The 15507-nt window shown below is 39.0% G+C and carries 15 protein-coding genes; 4 read left to right on the top strand and 11 right to left on the bottom strand.

Going from position 1 to position 15507, the window contains the following annotated elements; genetic code table 11:
• Together tssI and KPC_RS03260 are read right to left on the bottom strand one after the other, a co-directional pair.
• A partial coding sequence (gene tssI, locus KPC_RS03265; protein WP_228212141.1) for a type VI secretion system tip protein TssI/VgrG occupies window positions 1–2675 on the bottom strand: 2675 nt, incomplete at its 3' end.
• A 258-nt stretch (window positions 2676–2933) separates the two neighbouring features.
• Window positions 2934–4634: an NAD-dependent malic enzyme gene (locus KPC_RS03260; RefSeq protein WP_121972987.1), complete on the bottom strand. Its 1701-nt coding sequence runs from the start codon at window positions 4632–4634 to the stop codon at window positions 2934–2936.
• A gap of 266 nt (window positions 4635–4900) precedes the next feature.
• Here KPC_RS03260 and KPC_RS03255 point away from each other — a divergent pair, with 266 nt between their 5' ends.
• The 3 genes from KPC_RS03255 (at window position 4901) to KPC_RS03245 (ending at window position 8150) form a co-directional block, all read left to right on the top strand.
• Window positions 4901–5479: a hypothetical protein gene (locus tag KPC_RS03255; RefSeq protein WP_121972986.1), complete on the top strand. Its 579-nt coding sequence runs from the start codon at window positions 4901–4903 to the stop codon at window positions 5477–5479.
• A 126-nt stretch (window positions 5480–5605) separates the two neighbouring features.
• Window positions 5606–7396: an arginine--tRNA ligase gene (argS, locus tag KPC_RS03250; protein ID WP_121972985.1), complete on the top strand. Its 1791-nt coding sequence runs from the start codon at window positions 5606–5608 to the stop codon at window positions 7394–7396.
• 136 nt (window positions 7397–7532) lie between these two features.
• A complete protein-coding gene (locus KPC_RS03245; protein WP_121972991.1) occupies window positions 7533–8150 on the top strand; it encodes an SPOR domain-containing protein in 618 nt (205 codons plus the stop codon).
• A gap of 30 nt (window positions 8151–8180) precedes the next feature.
• Here KPC_RS03245 and KPC_RS03240 read toward each other — a convergent pair whose 3' ends face one another.
• The gene (locus tag KPC_RS03240) at window positions 8181–9101 is read right to left on the bottom strand and encodes a DMT family transporter (protein WP_121972984.1); all 921 of its coding nucleotides are present in this window, start codon (window positions 9099–9101) and stop codon (window positions 8181–8183) included.
• 173 nt (window positions 9102–9274) lie between these two features.
• On the opposite strand from KPC_RS03240, the gene KPC_RS03235 reads away from it, so the two are divergent.
• A complete protein-coding gene (locus KPC_RS03235) occupies window positions 9275–10147 on the top strand; it encodes an AraC family transcriptional regulator (protein ID WP_121972983.1) in 873 nt (290 codons plus the stop codon).
• 49 nt (window positions 10148–10196) lie between these two features.
• On the opposite strand, the gene KPC_RS03230 is transcribed toward KPC_RS03235, so the two are convergent.
• From KPC_RS03230 to KPC_RS03195, 8 genes are all read right to left on the bottom strand, one after another.
• Complete coding sequence (locus KPC_RS03230) at window positions 10197–11438, bottom strand: ParB/Srx family N-terminal domain-containing protein (protein WP_407641973.1); 1242 nt, start codon at window positions 11436–11438, stop codon at window positions 10197–10199.
• Between the two features lie 108 nt (window positions 11439–11546).
• Entirely contained in the window at window positions 11547–12170 is a 624-nt protein-coding gene (locus KPC_RS03225) for an alpha/beta fold hydrolase (RefSeq protein ID WP_121972982.1), read from the bottom strand.
• On the bottom strand, window positions 12171–12815 hold the full coding sequence (locus tag KPC_RS03220; protein ID WP_121972981.1) for a glutathione S-transferase family protein: 645 nt from the start codon (window positions 12813–12815) through the stop codon (window positions 12171–12173).
• Between the two features lie 89 nt (window positions 12816–12904).
• Window positions 12905–13303 (bottom strand): OsmC family protein, encoded by a 399-nt coding sequence (locus KPC_RS03215; protein ID WP_121972980.1) that lies wholly within the window; start codon window positions 13301–13303, stop codon window positions 12905–12907.
• A gap of 11 nt (window positions 13304–13314) precedes the next feature.
• Window positions 13315–14262 carry a pirin family protein gene (locus tag KPC_RS03210; RefSeq protein ID WP_121972979.1) on the bottom strand — a complete coding sequence of 316 codons (948 nt, stop codon included), beginning with the start codon at window positions 14260–14262 and terminating at the stop codon, window positions 13315–13317.
• Between the two features lie 239 nt (window positions 14263–14501).
• A complete protein-coding gene (locus tag KPC_RS03205; RefSeq protein WP_174506975.1) occupies window positions 14502–14783 on the bottom strand; it encodes a DUF2798 domain-containing protein in 282 nt (93 codons plus the stop codon).
• Window positions 14773–15084, bottom strand: a complete 312-nt coding sequence (locus KPC_RS03200) for a DUF3861 domain-containing protein (protein WP_121972978.1) — start codon at window positions 15082–15084, stop codon at window positions 14773–14775. The genes KPC_RS03205 and KPC_RS03200 overlap by 11 nt, the downstream gene beginning before the upstream one ends.
• Window positions 15081–15503: a Fur family transcriptional regulator gene (locus tag KPC_RS03195; RefSeq protein ID WP_121972977.1), complete on the bottom strand. Its 423-nt coding sequence runs from the start codon at window positions 15501–15503 to the stop codon at window positions 15081–15083. Before KPC_RS03195 ends, KPC_RS03200 begins: the two co-directional genes overlap by 4 nt.
• Between the last annotated feature and the right edge of the window lie 4 nt (window positions 15504–15507).

The following is a 15507-nucleotide window of genomic DNA, read 5'->3' as shown; positions in this document are numbered from 1 at the left end:
CCCTGTGCATGCATCAGGATATTTTTTTGTGAGCTAAAGTTGGTTGAACCGCCTGAACTAAATCCAATCTCCTGACCTGCATGATTGACGATATCTTCAGGTGTAGTCATCGCGATGCCATTCGGTGAAGCAAACAGCATCAACGCCTGTCTAAACAGCGTGCCATTGCTTTGGTTTTCTGCTGAGGTATTTTCACTATTCTCCGTGTCTTTGTTAAAGCTACTCATAAAACTTTGTGCGGTATTTAACAACCCATTCAGGCCACTACCACCAGTCAAGGCACTGCTCAAGTTGCCGAGATTGAAATCATTTAAGCTGACACTGGATAAGGTACTGCCTACACTTTGTAAGGCGGCAAATGGATCGTTTTTAAAATCATCCTTGATTGAGTCAAGTTTGTTTTTAATCTGATCTGTGCCAAAGTCTTCGATATTTTCGATAAAGCCTTTCAGGTTATCCACGGCATCCGTTGCACTCCCTAAAAACTGGTTAAACTCTTTTGCTATTTCTCCAATGCCGCCATGCTGCCCAATGTCATTGATGAATCCTGCACAGTCTTTCAGGGCATTGACCGGATCACTGGCGATGCCTTCTTTAAATAAGTTGAGTGTGGCTTGTAGTGCCTGACTGGTATTTTTTAGTTCCAGCGACTGAATCAGTTTCGGTAAGCGACTGACTACATTGAGTGCATCAGTCTGTTGTTTTACAGCCAGATCACTGAGCATCCTCATGCTTGCATTGGCCTGGTTGAGCAGGTTCTGCGCCTGTACCGCATCCAGATGATCTGCGACTGCGTTTTCCTGTGCATAGGTGCTGATCAGCATGCCTTTTCCTGCACGTAAGGCACCGTAGGCATCTGTTCTCAGTTCAAATCCCTCTCCACGTCCATTGCTAGTCGCTTTGTCTTTAGGATGGCTCAGGTTTCCAAGATTAAGTTGTGTCGCTGCATGTGAGCTTTGTAGCTGTGCGCTGATCTGCCCCGTCGTATCATCAAAACGCAACTGGTTAAAGCCTTCTCCATCGACTTCCCTCGTTCTGATTCCACTGAGCTTTTTGGTCTCNGGAACTTGTCCTTTCTTATCAAAACTGGTTTGTGGATGTGAAGACTCATAGATACTTCCAGCGACAAAAGGTCGATCTATATCGCCCTCAAAGAAGTTGATGCAGACTTCATCACCTACTCGCGGATGGAAACGGCTGCCTTCTCCTGCCGACCCTGCCCAAAATGTCATGACGGGTAACCAGAAGGAATCCTGATCATTATCATTGGAACCACTGCCACCTGCATGTTGATGGTCTTGTGCCCGNGTAAACAGGAAGCGGACTTTCACATCTCCATAGGCATTGACATGGATCTGTTCATTTTCTGGACCAACCACCATNCCACGCATCGGATATACCTGTGGCCGATGTTTTAATGGATGGTATTCTGGAACAACCGGNATATTTCGGCGCACGAGTGTCAGTTCGGTACCATGCATTTCATCCTGATTGATTTTTANATANTGCCAGTGGCTGAGGTCAATCANNGNATCAATCTGGTTTTTCAGGTCTTTGGGCAAGTTGTTCTGGTGATAGAATTTTTTCCCAAAAANCAGCATTTGCCGATCTGNACTGTCATGCTGATCCAGTTCAAAATGTCCTGTCAGCTCAAAGAAATATCCCACATCCGCATCACGGACACTGCTTCTGGCTATGAATTTTTTGGCTTGCAAGTTTTGATAGTCGATGAGTTGCTGATTCAACCGGTTCAGCTGTGCATTACTGGATGGGGTAAGTTGTTCATCTGAATCATTGATCCATGCAGGTGCCAGATTCCAGACCTGTGCCAGATCAAGGGTATCTGTATCAAAGTTTTCACTATGCCGGTGTCTGGTATAAGAAATGGCATCCTGATCCTGATAGAAGTGATCCGGTGTCCAGCGTTGTGTTTGTATCGATGTGGNCTGTATCTGTCTTTCACTGCTTAAGCTGGTGATGGTATCAAAGCGTTCTGTTGCATTACTTCGACTATGAAATCGTATGCTTTTTCGGGATAGACGCTTAAATTCGGCTACACTATCAATGAGGCATAATTTTTGTACTTGTATATCGCTGGCAGGTTGAACGACTTTTGTATCCGTTTCTGTAATCAACCAGCTGATCCCTTCGGAACGCCATAGTCGGGTTAAAAAGGTATATAAGCTTTCGTTATACATCATCACAAATGGGCGTGTATCATAGCTTTTCCTGATGCCAGATAAATCCAGTGTAAGTGCAGATGCAATTAATGAGCTGTTATGAATGCTTTCTTCTATCAGTGCTTTGGTGATGCTGATGACATCGCTATTTCGAAATATCCGACTATTATGAGTCAGTTTGAGTAAAGAAAAGGCATCCTGTAATACGACTTTATAGACGCACAGTGAGCCATCACTGGCACCCTGGGTAACTTTAGACACAATCCCTGTAAAGCGTGAAAAGTCGCCAGAATCTGTGAGGATATCTATGGCAACCAGACAACCTGAAAATGATTTAAGTGGAATATGGGCATTGAGGGATANGCATAAAAGTTCATAATGAGGTTCATCATTGATAAAATGCACACCCNTTACACTTTGNACCAGAACCTGAGCATCTAAAAGATGATTTGAAAATTTTGAATAAATTGCACGATGACGTGTATTCANCCCCATTTTNTCAGCNAAATAGCCAATTTGATTAATCATTTTCTTTTAATTTCTAATCATTTATTGATTAAATATAGCAAAATCAAAATTTAACGCATTAGCACAGAACGAATATTTTATTGTTTTTATTCATGAATTTAATTTTTCAAATAAAACCACCATTCTTAAAGAAAATCAAATATGGATTTAACAACATCAAATTATCCAAATCCATCAAAAAAGGAACCACTATGGGTTCCTTAAATAAAATAGCTTTTGAAAAACTTAAAACGGTACACGTTTATAACGACGATACTCTGGTTTCCAGAAGTTTTTCTCAATGCTTGCTCTCAAGATATCATCACTCACTGCTGGTGCAACCCCATCATCAATGGCAGTTTTAGCAACCTTAAAAGCTATATATTTAGAAACTTTTTGCAAATCATCCAGATTCGGCAATAAATCTGCATCTGGATCATTAAGCATAGGTGAACAGTCTGCCAACGCTGAGCTTGATGTCATCAACATATTATCAGTCACACGAGTTGCATGCGAGGCAACAACCCCCAAACCGATACCTGGAAAAATATAAGAGTTATTACACTGAGAAATATTATAAATCTTGCCTTGATAGTTTACTGGAGCAAACGGGCTACCAGTAGCAATCAATGCCTTACCATCTGTCCATTGAATAATATCAGCGGGAACAGCTTCTACACGTGATGTTGGATTTGAAAGTGGCAATACAATTGGGCGATCACAATTCTCTGCCATAGTTTTAATCACTTCTTCATTAAACAAGCCGGGTTGAGCAGATACCCCGATTAATACTGTTGGTTTTGCATTCTTCACAACATCAAGTAAAGAAATCATCCCGTCTGAGCCTGCCCATTTGGAAACAACCTCAGTTTTTTGTGCTAAAGGAGTTTGGAAAGCGATCAGATTAGGCTGATTGTCAGTAATTAAACCAAAACGATCAACCATATAAACACGTTCACGAGCTTGACTATCAGTTAAACCCTCAGCAACCATTTGCTTAATAATCTGCTCTGCTATACCACAACCCGCTGAGCCTGCGCCTAAAAATGTAAATATTTGATCTTTTAGCTGTTTACCAGCTGCCCGACTCGCAGCGATTAAACTTCCCACAGAAACAGCTGCTGTTCCCTGAATATCATCATTAAAACAGCACACCTGATCACGATATTTTTGTAACAACGGCATGGCATGTGTTTGGGCAAAATCCTCAAACTGGATCAGGGCATTTGGCCAACGGCGTTTGATCGCATTCATGACCTGATCAACAAAATCGTAGTACTCATCACCTGAAATACGAGGTTGACGCCACCCCATATAAATCGGGTCATTTAATAATTGCTGATTGTTTGTTCCCACATCAATCGTGATTGGCAAGGTATAGGCCGGACTAATACCACCACAAGCAGTGTAAAGTGAAAGCTTGCCAATCGGGATCCCCATACCACCAATGCCTTGATCACCAAGCCCCAAAATACGCTCACCATCAGTAATTACAATCACTTTGACATTACGGCGATTCACATTTTGCAAAATATCATCAATATGTTCACGGTCTGGATAAGAAATAAAGACCCCACGATGTCGACGATAAATATCTGAAAAACGCTGACATGCCTCACCTACAGTTGGTGTGTAGATAATTGGCATCATTTCAGACAAATGTTGTTGAATAAGGTAATAAAATAAAGTTTCGTTCGTGTCCTGGATATTTCGTAAATAAATATGCTTGTTAATGTCTTCGTTAAAATTACAATATTGTTGATAAGATCTATGATGCTGTTCTTCGATCGTTTCAATCACATGTGGCAATAAACCATGCAGATTGAAATTTGAACGTTCTTCTTCTGTAAAGGCTGAACCTTTGTTTAATAGAGGGAGTTCTAGAAGGGTGTAACCCGCATAGGGTGTGTAAAGAGGATGTTTGGCTTTTAAATTTTCGCTTGTCATTTCCTGTCTCATTCATGTGGACGATGATGCAACGAACGAAGTCCATTCGGCATTTTGCAGCATCTTCATCTCATATAAGCATAAGCCTATTTCACACGAACTAGATATTTATATAATTGATAATCATATTCAAAACATTTCAGACTGTGATAAGATGAATTGCCTGAAATAAATATAAAGATTTTGGCTTCAAATTACTGTTGTATTTCTTCATCAACATTGCAATATTTTATGGAAATCACGATATCCTCCTGGATCTCATAATTATGAATATTATTTTAAAAAGTCTTTGCTTAGGTATTATCGGTACAACCCTTTTAACTGGTTGTCAGACCGTAAACAAAACTAAAGATAAAATTACTTCTGTTTTTGATAAATCCAGGAAAATCCCTGAGATCGATAAAAAGGGCGTGGTTGATCTGAGTAAAAAAACTTATGAACAAATTGAAAAATTTAGTGAGAAAATGCCTGTAGATCAATGGGTATATCTGGAAAATAAAGAACAGGGACTATACGATCTTCAAAATAAAAATAAAGATGGTGTTATCCTTTCTCTGCGCTTGATTTGTAAGATTTCCTCACAAAAACCTGCTTTTATTCTCAAGGATAAAGAGGATAAGGAAATTTTGAAAGCTTATGATAATACAACAGGACAACCTCAATTTTTACTGGACAACAAAAACTATCTCAATCCATTTGATGCCAATAATCCTAAAAAGCTGGAAGTTTTCAAAGCGGCCATGAGCAAAGCAAAAGTATTGAAAATTTATTATTCTTCAACACTGTATACTTTCCAAAATGGTAAATCCGAGTTGCTAGAAAAGGCGGTAACGTGTAAAGAATAAGCCTCGAAGATAATTTTTGTAAATATATGCGGATATTATCGGGTTTCGATACAAATGCATTCACCTAAGGCTAGCGAAATTTGCTATATTTAGCGTTTTTCTGCGACATTTATTTTTCGATAGATTATGAATACGGCAATACAAGCAGCACTCGATCATGCAGTTCAATCCCTTAAAGCTCAAGGGACTCTTCCATCAGACTGGGATAATACAAGCAGTTTAACGCGAACTAAAGACCGAAGCCACGGTGATTTTGCGTCAAACATTGCCATGATCGCCTCTAAAGCTGCTGCTATGAAGCCACGTGATCTGGCAACTCAAATTCTCGAGAATTTACCAGAAGTTGCTGATATTGCAAAAGCTGAAATCGCAGGACCAGGTTTTATCAATTTCTTTTTAAATGCTGACCAGCGTTTTGCGGTACTTGATCAAATCCAAGCTCAAAAAGAACAATACGGTAAAACCAAAGCCAATGCAGCCAAGAAGATTCAGGTTGAATTTGTTTCTGCCAATCCGACGTCAAGCTTGCATGTCGGTCATGGTCGTGGTGCTGCATATGGTATGACCGTTGCAAATCTGCTTGAAGCTACAGGTGCTAAGGTAGAACGTGAATATTATGTCAACGATGCAGGTCGCCAAATGGATATTTTGGCTACTTCCACTTATTTACGTTATTTAGAACTTTGTGGTCAGCAACTGGTTTTCCCTAAAAATGCCTATCAAGGCGATTATGTTAAAGAAATTGCGCAAGGTATTATCGATAAAGATGGTGATACCTATGTTCGTCAAGTTGCTGATGTTTATCGCGATGTTCCAGAAGATGTTCAATATGCACCAGAGTTAGATGCAGATGGCAACAAAGTTGTAATCTCTGGCGATAAAGAAAAGCATATTGATGGCTTAATTTATAACTCGCAAAACTTGTTAAATGCAGGTTATCGTGTTTTCCATCAAGCAGCTTTACATGCCATTCTGGATGATATCAAGGATGACCTTGGTGAGTTTGGTGTTACTTTCGATCAATGGTTCAGTGAAGCGACATTAACCGAGAAAATTGATGAAGCATTACAAACACTTGATCAACGTGGCTATCTATATGAAAAAGATGGCAATATCTGGTTTAAATCAACCGAATTCGGTGATGAAAAAGACCGTGTTGTAAAACGTCGTAATGGTCAAACCACTTATTTTGCATCAGACATCGCTTATCATTTGAATAAGTTACAACGTGGTTATACAGATCTTATTGATATCTGGGGTTCTGATCACCATGGCTATATCGCACGTGTTAAAGCAGCGATTGATGCAATGGGCTATGATTCATCTAAATTAACAGTTCTATTGGTTCAGTTTGTCAGCTTGTGGCGTGGTGGTGAGATGGTGCAAATGTCATCTCGTTCCGGTCAATTTGTGACTTTACGTGATTTACGTAAAGAAGTCGGCAATGATGCAGCACGTTTTTATTATGTTATGCGTAAATCTGAACAGCACATTGACTTTGACCTGGATCTTGCCGTTTCCCAAAGTAAGGACAATGCTGTGTACTATATCCAGTATGCACATGCCCGTATCTGCCGTATGTTAGAAAAAGCCGCAACAACTGGTGTTAACTTTGATGCAACACAGGCACGCCAGTTTGCAGCTAAACTTGAACTGGATGCAGAAACAGAGATTTTAGCAAAGCTCGCTGCTTACCCTGAAGTTGTGGTTCGTGCAGCAAATCACTATGAACCACATCAGGTCGGCAACTACTTGAAAGAATTAGCCGCGTTGTTCCATGCTTGGTACAACGAAAATAAAGTACTTGGTGATGATGCTGAACTATCTCAAGCACGCTTATTGCTTTCTATAAATGTGCAGCAAGTGCTGAAAAATGGTCTAGAACTGTTGGGTGTGTCTGCACCTGAAAGTATGTAAGTCAAACATTGCTTGAATTAGACGATGTGATGATGTAAATAAATGATGTTCATGAGGAATAATGATTTCTCATGAATTTATGAATCCACCACCCAGTCGTGATGGAATGCCAATAAAAAAACTAGAGGGGCTTCACGTGTTTGGAAAAACGCAGCGCGGTGTATCTGAACGACCGAACAAACCAAAAAAGCCATTGGTTCCGAAATGGTTAGGAACTTTGGTTGTAATCCTGATTGTGATCTGCTGTGCAGTCGCATTGATGCTTTGGAAACCGTGGGCTCCTGTTCAACCCAAAAATGATATCACCTCAAATCATTACCAAGAAGACACCAACAAAGATTATCGTTTTTATGACTTGTTACCACAACAACAAGTTACCCCTATTCCTCAACAGGCTGTTCCTGAGTCAGCAACCCAAAGCCGACCTGTTATTGTCGAAGCACCAGACCATAGTCAAGACCAGGCAGCATCAAGCTCTGCTGTAACTGGTGCCGCTACCGAGACTTCACCTCAGCAAGTCCGTCAACCTTCTTATATTTTGCAGGTTCGTAGCTACAATGACCCTGATCAAGCCGATGCAAAACGTGCTGAAATTATCTTAAATGGCTTATCGGCTGACGTGGTAAAAACATCTGAAGGTGGCAAAGTATGGTATCGCGTGATTTCAGGACCTTATGACTCCTTAGATGCTGCTGTGATTGCTCAACAATCATTACAACATAGTGGCATAGATTCAATTGTAGTTAAACGCTAAGTCAGGAAAAGGCAATCACATGATTGCCTTTTACATATCTGAGCATGACTTTTGTCTAGATTTACCTAGATACTTCAATAACCAGCTCGGCTGTGTAAATAAAATCCAGTTCCCTAACAAAATAAAAGCAATGCCCAGTACTGAACTAAAATGCCAATGATAATTTTCCCAAATAGTTGAAATTATTAATGCAACTAACGGAAATAATAAAGTGCTATAAGCCGCCTGTCCTGCTCCAATTCGTCCGATCAAAATAAAATAAAGGGTAAAGCCAATAACTGAACCCGCAATTGCCAAATAGAATAAAGCAATCAGTGCCTGTAGAGAGATACTTGGCAGGAAATCCTGTTTTAGTCCCAATCCAAGTAAAGCCATGACCATCGCTCCGTATAACATCCCATAAGCATTTGTTGTAAAAATATCCTTATGTCTTCTTTGATGGCGTAAACTGATCATGTTTCCGAGTGAGAAACCGTACGTCCCCAACATACATAACCCAACAGCCCATAGCGTCTGCCAGTGTAAATCGGTCGAAATGATGTCATGCCAAAATAAAGCGCATATTCCAACGATGCCACATATTGCAGCAGGCACAAATGTTTTAGTGACTTTCTGTTTAAAAAACAGGTGGCTATTAACAGCATTAAATAATACTGCCATAGAAAAAATCACTGACTCCAAGCCACTGTTCATATATGCTACAGCTGAATAAAAACAAATGAAATTTAGCCCAAAAACGCATAACCCTTGCAATATACAAAATAGATGATCTTCTAGAGATAATGCTTGTAATCGCTTGGATAAAATCAAAATAAAAAACAAAATAAAAGATGCAATTGCAAATCGCCAGAATACACCAATGACGGGAGAAAACTCACCATGTTGTGCTGTAATCGCAATCCATGTTGTTCCCCAAATTAATACCACTGAAAAATAAAGCATTGCATTCATAAAATGAGCTCTTAAAAAAATAACCCTTTAAGTGTGCATCTTGTTAAATTTCTGAACTTCTTTGAAGTTGCGCCAATTTACATTTTCTTGTGATTTTTTTGGGGCATTATTTTGTGTTCATTATTGAGCTTAGTTAAACTCACTAATACATGATCTTGCTGTTCTTTTAGACAATGAAATATCAAACCATAGAACAATTACAGCAGCACAAAACCCAACTGATAGACACCACAGCATTAGGTTCTGGTATGCAGGTAGCTGCCTGGAAAAATCAACACGACCTCGTTAGCGTTTGTAGTAATCACCATACCTTGAGCCTGTATATCCAAGGTGGCTATGAAAATTACCGGAAAACAGCCTCAGGTTGGCGTAGTGGTGGTGCACCTGACCGTTTCTGCTTAATGCCAGAAGGGCAAGAATCCACTTGGGATATTCGCGGAGATCTGACTTTTGTACATTTGTATTATACAGATCAACATTTACGCGAAATCGCACAGAAGATATGGGATAAAGAACCATCACTTATTCAACTGGATGAACATGATTTCGTCCCTGACCCGTTCGTAAATCTACTTTACCGCCAGTTTCTACTCAGTTGCGATTGGCATGACTCTACCAATCACTTACAGTTGAGTAGTACTGCATCACTATTACTCAACCATCTGCTTAAAAACTATAGTAATGTCCAATGGAACATGCCTCGGGTCACAGGTGGTCTGGCTCCTTTTATGCTCAATCGTTTATTCGAATGGATTGAGTCAAACCTACATTTGGCTCTCACGATTTCCGATCTGGCAAATCAGGTTGAGCTAAGTGAATATCACTTTGCACATATGTTTAAACAATCAACAGGGCTGCCACCACATCAGTTTGTTTTACAAAGACGTTTAATACGTGCCCATGATCTCATTCTAAATAGCCAGAAAAATTTAACGGAAATAGGGCTGAGCTGTGGATTTAATTCAGCAGGACACTTTAGTGCCCGCTTTAAACAATATTATGGTTATACTCCTTCCCAACTTCGTAAAAACCCTGACTATTCATAACATGAAAATAAGGGACGATCGTTCGCCCCTTAAGCATATAAAATGAAAATTACCAACCCCAACATGTTCCTGTCTGCGGTTTTCCACATTCAGCATACTTGACCGCATACCAAAGACTGCCACCTGTCCTTGGTGACTTATCCTTTTTAATTTCATCACGATTTAATTCATCAAATGCAGAAATAGCATCAGCAGTTGCAGAACCTTTTGCTGCATCTTTTTCTAACGATAATGCACCTAAATCTTTTGCAGTCAATTTATCGTAAATAATATCAGTTGGCTTAGTCACGCCCATCAAAATCGAATAGTTAGCAATAGCCGCTTTATAACCTGTTGCACTACCAGAAATCGTCAAATCTTTCTTGATATCAGTATTTGCCAAAACCTCGGCCTCTACATGTTTTTTTACATCCAGATAATAATCGCTAAGTGGCTGCACTAAACCTTTTTCAATTTGTTTGTGAAACCAGTCTTCCCATAAAAATTCAGTATAATCCGTAGCATTAGCAACTTTTGCATAACCGATATCCCGTGTAAAGTAAACCAATGATCGATAAGGATTATTTTGCATACCATCTGGATTTGCTTCACTTAACAGTCCAAGATTTTTGGGTAATTGCTGATATTGGATCTTCTGGTTTTTACCATCACGTAACCAGACCTTGCCCTGTTCCGACATTTTCGTCCAAAACTGATCAGCAGTTTTCAAATCGCTATAATTACCAACCACTTTAACCCAAACTTTTAGCTGACCACCACCATCAGGAAGCTCACGATACTCGGACATCGTATGATGACCATCAGTTAAATATAATTTTCCATCATAGCCGACCACCACAGTTTTCAAATCAGCAAGTTCTGTTCCTGGCCGTTCTTTACAACCAAAGCTATTCAGATTTTTCAAATCGGCTTTTTTAAGCTCATCAATCGACTTAAAATCATCACGCTTTTTTGCACCAATCGCTTCGCAATAATCACTAAATTTTTTACCGACAGTTTTATTTAAGTAAACTAAATTGTTTTCTGGATCAGCCTGCCATGTAGGTCGGTTGAAATCTCCCTGCCAGCGTCCTAATTTATAATAGACCTGATCGTAACCGATCGCGCCTTGAGTCGGTAACAAATCATCAATCACAACCTCAATGACATCCCCTTCTTTTGCAGCTAAAAAGCGTTGATCTCGGTTATCTGTTGGTGTAGTAGGTTTTGTATTCGTTACAGAAGTATCTTTACTATCATTACAGGCACTTAAGCCAATCAGGCAACTGAGTGCCAATGCAATTGTTGTCATGTGATTCGGTATATTTTTCATTTTCGGCAAGCTCAGAACAAAATAGCTCATTCTCACCATGAAGTATTTAATATAAGTGACATTTTTATGTCATTTTTATTTAATCAATTATGTTTCAAGTTTTTCTATAAATGATCGAATCAGTTGACTCACGTTTTTAGCATGTTTTAGTGCTAAGTCATGTTGCCCTTCCTGAATAATGGCGAGTTCAGAATGTACTAGCTTTTCATGTAAATATTCACCCACAGGTATAGGGCTAATCGGATCGTTATCTCCCCAAATAAGTAAAACAGGACATTCTATTTCACATAATCTTTCATCCAGAAAGTTTTGGTAGTCCACAAACCAGTCTGGAACCTGAAATGTATTTTTATATTCATCTCGCCAGTCTTGAACATTAAACTGAGAGAGATCTATTCCACCAGAAGTTGCAACAAGAACTAAAGCCTTAACTTTCTCCGGTTTTTGCAAAACAGCCTGGACAGCAAAAATACCTCCCATCGATTGTGCAATCACAATATTTGAAGCTTCTAGTTGATCAAGAACATACTCCTGCAAACTTTCAAAACTGTTAACGCCTGGATAAGAAGGCCAGCCACCAAATTCAGGATAGGAAATAATATTTGAAGAATATTTATCCGACAAAAATTGTTGTACAGGTTGCCAGAACTCGGTACTCCCTGAAGCACCAGGTAGAAAAACCAAGTTAGGCGATGTATCACAACTTAACATTTATAAATCAGCACTTTTTATTTTTGCCTGTATAAAAGCAGGACGTTGTTGAATTTTATCCGAGTAGTCTTTGATTTTTAAATATTGTCCTTGTACACGCTCTTGCAATGCAATGATAGGAAAACTCATCTGAATATCAGCAAATGAAAAATCCCCAGCAAAATACTCACGTCCAGATAAGTGACTTTCAAGAAACTCTATATGATCACATACTCTCGGTGTAATATATCCAGCCTTTACTCCTTTCACAATTTTATTGGCAACAGGCTGAATCAAAAAGGGAACCTTAGCAGAAACCTGACTCAAAACCAGATTCATGACCAGCAATGGCATAAGTGAACCTTCTGCATAATGCATCCAGTAGTTATATTGCATCAAATGTTCTGGCTGCTCTGGTTTAAACTTTTTATTAACATCATATTTTTCCTGAAGATAATCCAGTATCACCGCAGATTCGGTAATTGTTAAATCTCCATCTGTCAAAATAGGTGCTTTACCCAAAGGATGAATTTTCTTTAGTTCAGCAGGTGCTTCATAACTAGATGTTCTTTTATAATATTTAATCTGATAATCCAGTCCAAGTTCTTCAAGTGCCCAAAGTATTCTGAACGAACGGGAATGTTCTAAATGATGCAATGTAATCACTGTTTTTAGTCCTTTTTATTTTAGGCAAACTCATTATAGACATAAAAAATGGCATCTTATACAAATAAGATGCCATTTTTTAAAAGCTTTTATACGATCAGGGTTTGAATCTCCAAACTTCTGAGCAGTGTTTTAGTTACAGGTGTTTTTGCACTTATTTCCAAAACTTTTTGTTGAATTTCTTCACTTGGCTGCTCGACAAAGTGAATATGTCGTTCAATCCATTCTTTACCTTCTTTGTTAGCATTAAAAAAGGCTTCGACACTAAATTCACCCAGTTCAAAACCTTTATGCTGGGCATACATCCGCAAAGTAATCATGGTACATGAAACCAGACCAGAACAGATAAAATCATACGGTGCAGGGCCCTGATCATGCCCACCAAATGACTCTGGCTTATCAGTTAAAAACTGGTGTGTTCCAGATTGAATCTTGCCTAACCATGGCTCTGGAGATGTTGTAACTTTTGCACTTGAAATAACTGCCACGCTTTTTCTCCTTATCGTGATGGACGCATTTTGTCAGGAAACGCCGGGGCTTCCAGACGAGGACCATCATAGTCTGGAATAGAACCAAAACGGGCATCTTTATTAATCCATTGCTCACGAGCATGTTTTAACTCTTCCTGTTCACGGCCCACCAGATTCCACCATAATAAAATCGGAGTTTCAAAAGGAGTACCGCCAATCAATAACAAACGGCTACCTTGATGTAATTGAACTTCAATCTCGGAAATACCTGGTTCAAGCACCACCATATTGTCATCATTCAACTCATGACCATTTACAGTTGCAGTGCCATCTAAAGCCAAGAAGCCATATTCGAATTTTGGATTTAACTTTAATCGTGTTGATGTAGACTCTTTGGCGATTAAATCGACACCAAGCAATTCAGTATGTACTTGTACTGGAGACGTAGTATTTAAAAACTCACCGACCAATACTGTAAATTCAATCTGATCCTGTTCAACAACAGGTAATTCAGGATAATGATCAAATTGAGGCGGCATATTGCGCTTATCATCAGGCAAGGCTATCCAGAGCTGTGCTGCATGCATATGTGTTTCTGTATCTGGTGCAACCTCAGTATGTGAAATACCGTAACCTGCGGTCATCAGATTGACCTGTTTTGGTCGAATCAACTGTTTTGAACCTATACTATCAGTATGCATCATGGTGCCTTCAATCATCCAGGTGAAGGTCTGTAATCCCATATGTGGATGCGGTCCTACATCAAGACCATCACCTTGTGGAAACGTTACTGGACCTGCATGATCCAGAAAACACCACGCACCTATCATACGTTTATGGCGACTGGGCAAAGCACGTTTAATAACAGTACCTTTACCTATTTCAGCCGAACGAATTTCAAAATCCTGAATATATTGATTGACATATTTTTCGCAATCATCTGAGTCGGAAATCTCGGTATAATTTGTATTGGTCATATTTTGCCTACTCTCCGTCAAGTGATATTTGATTTCACATTTATTTTCTATCTATCATATCGATGCACCCTGCTTCGACCTATAGCTAACTTAATACGCTGAATGTTATAAATAGGACAATATAAGTTTTGTTTTTGATGTAAAAAACGATTTCCAGATTACATTTTATTTAACATAGGGTCAAATAAAGCAATATTGCTATAACAATAATATTCTAATCACTGTTTTTTCATCAAAAATCAGGATGAATGTGAAGGTGGGACATCAATAAATAGAGCACAAATCCGACGTACCAATGGGAGGAATAAGAGTACTGTAGGATATGCAATCATCCATGAAAACAACCAAACAGAAAACCATTTTGCGAAAAAACCATCTATCCAACCTAAATTTTTCCATAGATTAATCATGGAAATCGTACCACTCATAAGACCAGATAATAACAATGGCAACACCCAAGCCATTGCTCTGGCTGGTAGTTTCGGTATATTTCCTATCATCATTACAGGTTTATTTTGCATCAGACTCTTTTTTAACATTTTGCTTTAAATTTTTCATGAACTGTCCAAATGCTGGAGCAAACTCCTGAAATAGCACATGCTCTCTATTTTCCAGCATCACCTCACTAAATAGTTTGAGTCCTACAGCAAAAGCTTTTGTAGTCTCTGCATCAAATAATTTGGCATTTTGTAAACGTTCAACTATTTTAAAAATATCATCATGATTACCAACATTGAATTGTAAATCTTCTGTATAAATTGAAGCCTGCCCTTTAGCGTCAGCGATATGCTGAACAGTTACATGGTATTGATGTTGTTTCATGATATCTCCCTGTTACATAAAGTGGTTTTTGGCAACTTCTTAAATTCGATTTCCAGTAAATCAACATTGAATTTTTGAAATATGTTTTGTAAGGATTCCACAAGCAAATCATGATCAAGACATGACAGATCAGCACATTTAATCTGTAATAACTTCAGATCAGTTGTATGTGGCAAGGTATATTTTGCTTCACCTCGACCAAGCTGATTTTGATGGATCAAACCTGCGAACTCCAAATCGGCAATCACACGATAGACCGTAGCCAAGCTCAACTTTTTATCTGATTGATATAAATGCTGATAAAGTTGTTTCACCGTCATGCTTTCTTGTTGCTGTGCGATCAATGACAAAACAGCCACACGTGCCTGAGTGACTTTTAAGCCTGCTTTTTTAATTTGTTGCTGAATTTCAATACTCATATCA

This window comes from Acinetobacter stercoris (assembly GCF_900323515.1).
Taxonomy (GTDB): Bacteria; Pseudomonadota; Gammaproteobacteria; order Pseudomonadales; family Moraxellaceae; genus Acinetobacter; species Acinetobacter stercoris.
This window is presented reverse-complemented; position numbering and strand designations above follow the sequence as displayed.

Bases quoted from the DNA above. Each gene is read 5' to 3' on its own strand.
- KPC_RS03260 (WP_121972987.1), bottom strand. From the start codon at position 4,634: ATGACAAGCGAAAATTTAAAAGCCAAACATCCTCTTTACACACCCTAT.
- KPC_RS03255 (WP_121972986.1), top strand. From the start codon at position 4,901: ATGAATATTATTTTAAAAAGTCTTTGCTTAGGTATTATCGGTACAACC.
- argS (WP_121972985.1), top strand. From the start codon at position 5,606: ATGAATACGGCAATACAAGCAGCACTCGATCATGCAGTTCAATCCCTT.
- KPC_RS03240 (WP_121972984.1), bottom strand. From the start codon at position 9,101: ATGAATGCAATGCTTTATTTTTCAGTGGTATTAATTTGGGGAACAACA.
- KPC_RS03235 (WP_121972983.1), top strand. From the start codon at position 9,275: ATGAAATATCAAACCATAGAACAATTACAGCAGCACAAAACCCAACTG.
- KPC_RS03230 (WP_407641973.1), bottom strand. From the start codon at position 11,438: ATGACAACAATTGCATTGGCACTCAGTTGCCTGATTGGCTTAAGTGCC.
- KPC_RS03225 (WP_121972982.1), bottom strand. From the start codon at position 12,170: ATGTTAAGTTGTGATACATCGCCTAACTTGGTTTTTCTACCTGGTGCT.
- KPC_RS03210 (WP_121972979.1), bottom strand. From the start codon at position 14,262: ATGACCAATACAAATTATACCGAGATTTCCGACTCAGATGATTGCGAA.
- KPC_RS03205 (WP_174506975.1), bottom strand. From the start codon at position 14,783: ATGCAAAATAAACCTGTAATGATGATAGGAAATATACCGAAACTACCA.
- KPC_RS03200 (WP_121972978.1), bottom strand. From the start codon at position 15,084: ATGAAACAACATCAATACCATGTAACTGTTCAGCATATCGCTGACGCT.
- KPC_RS03195 (WP_121972977.1), bottom strand. From the start codon at position 15,503: ATGAGTATTGAAATTCAGCAACAAATTAAAAAAGCAGGCTTAAAAGTC.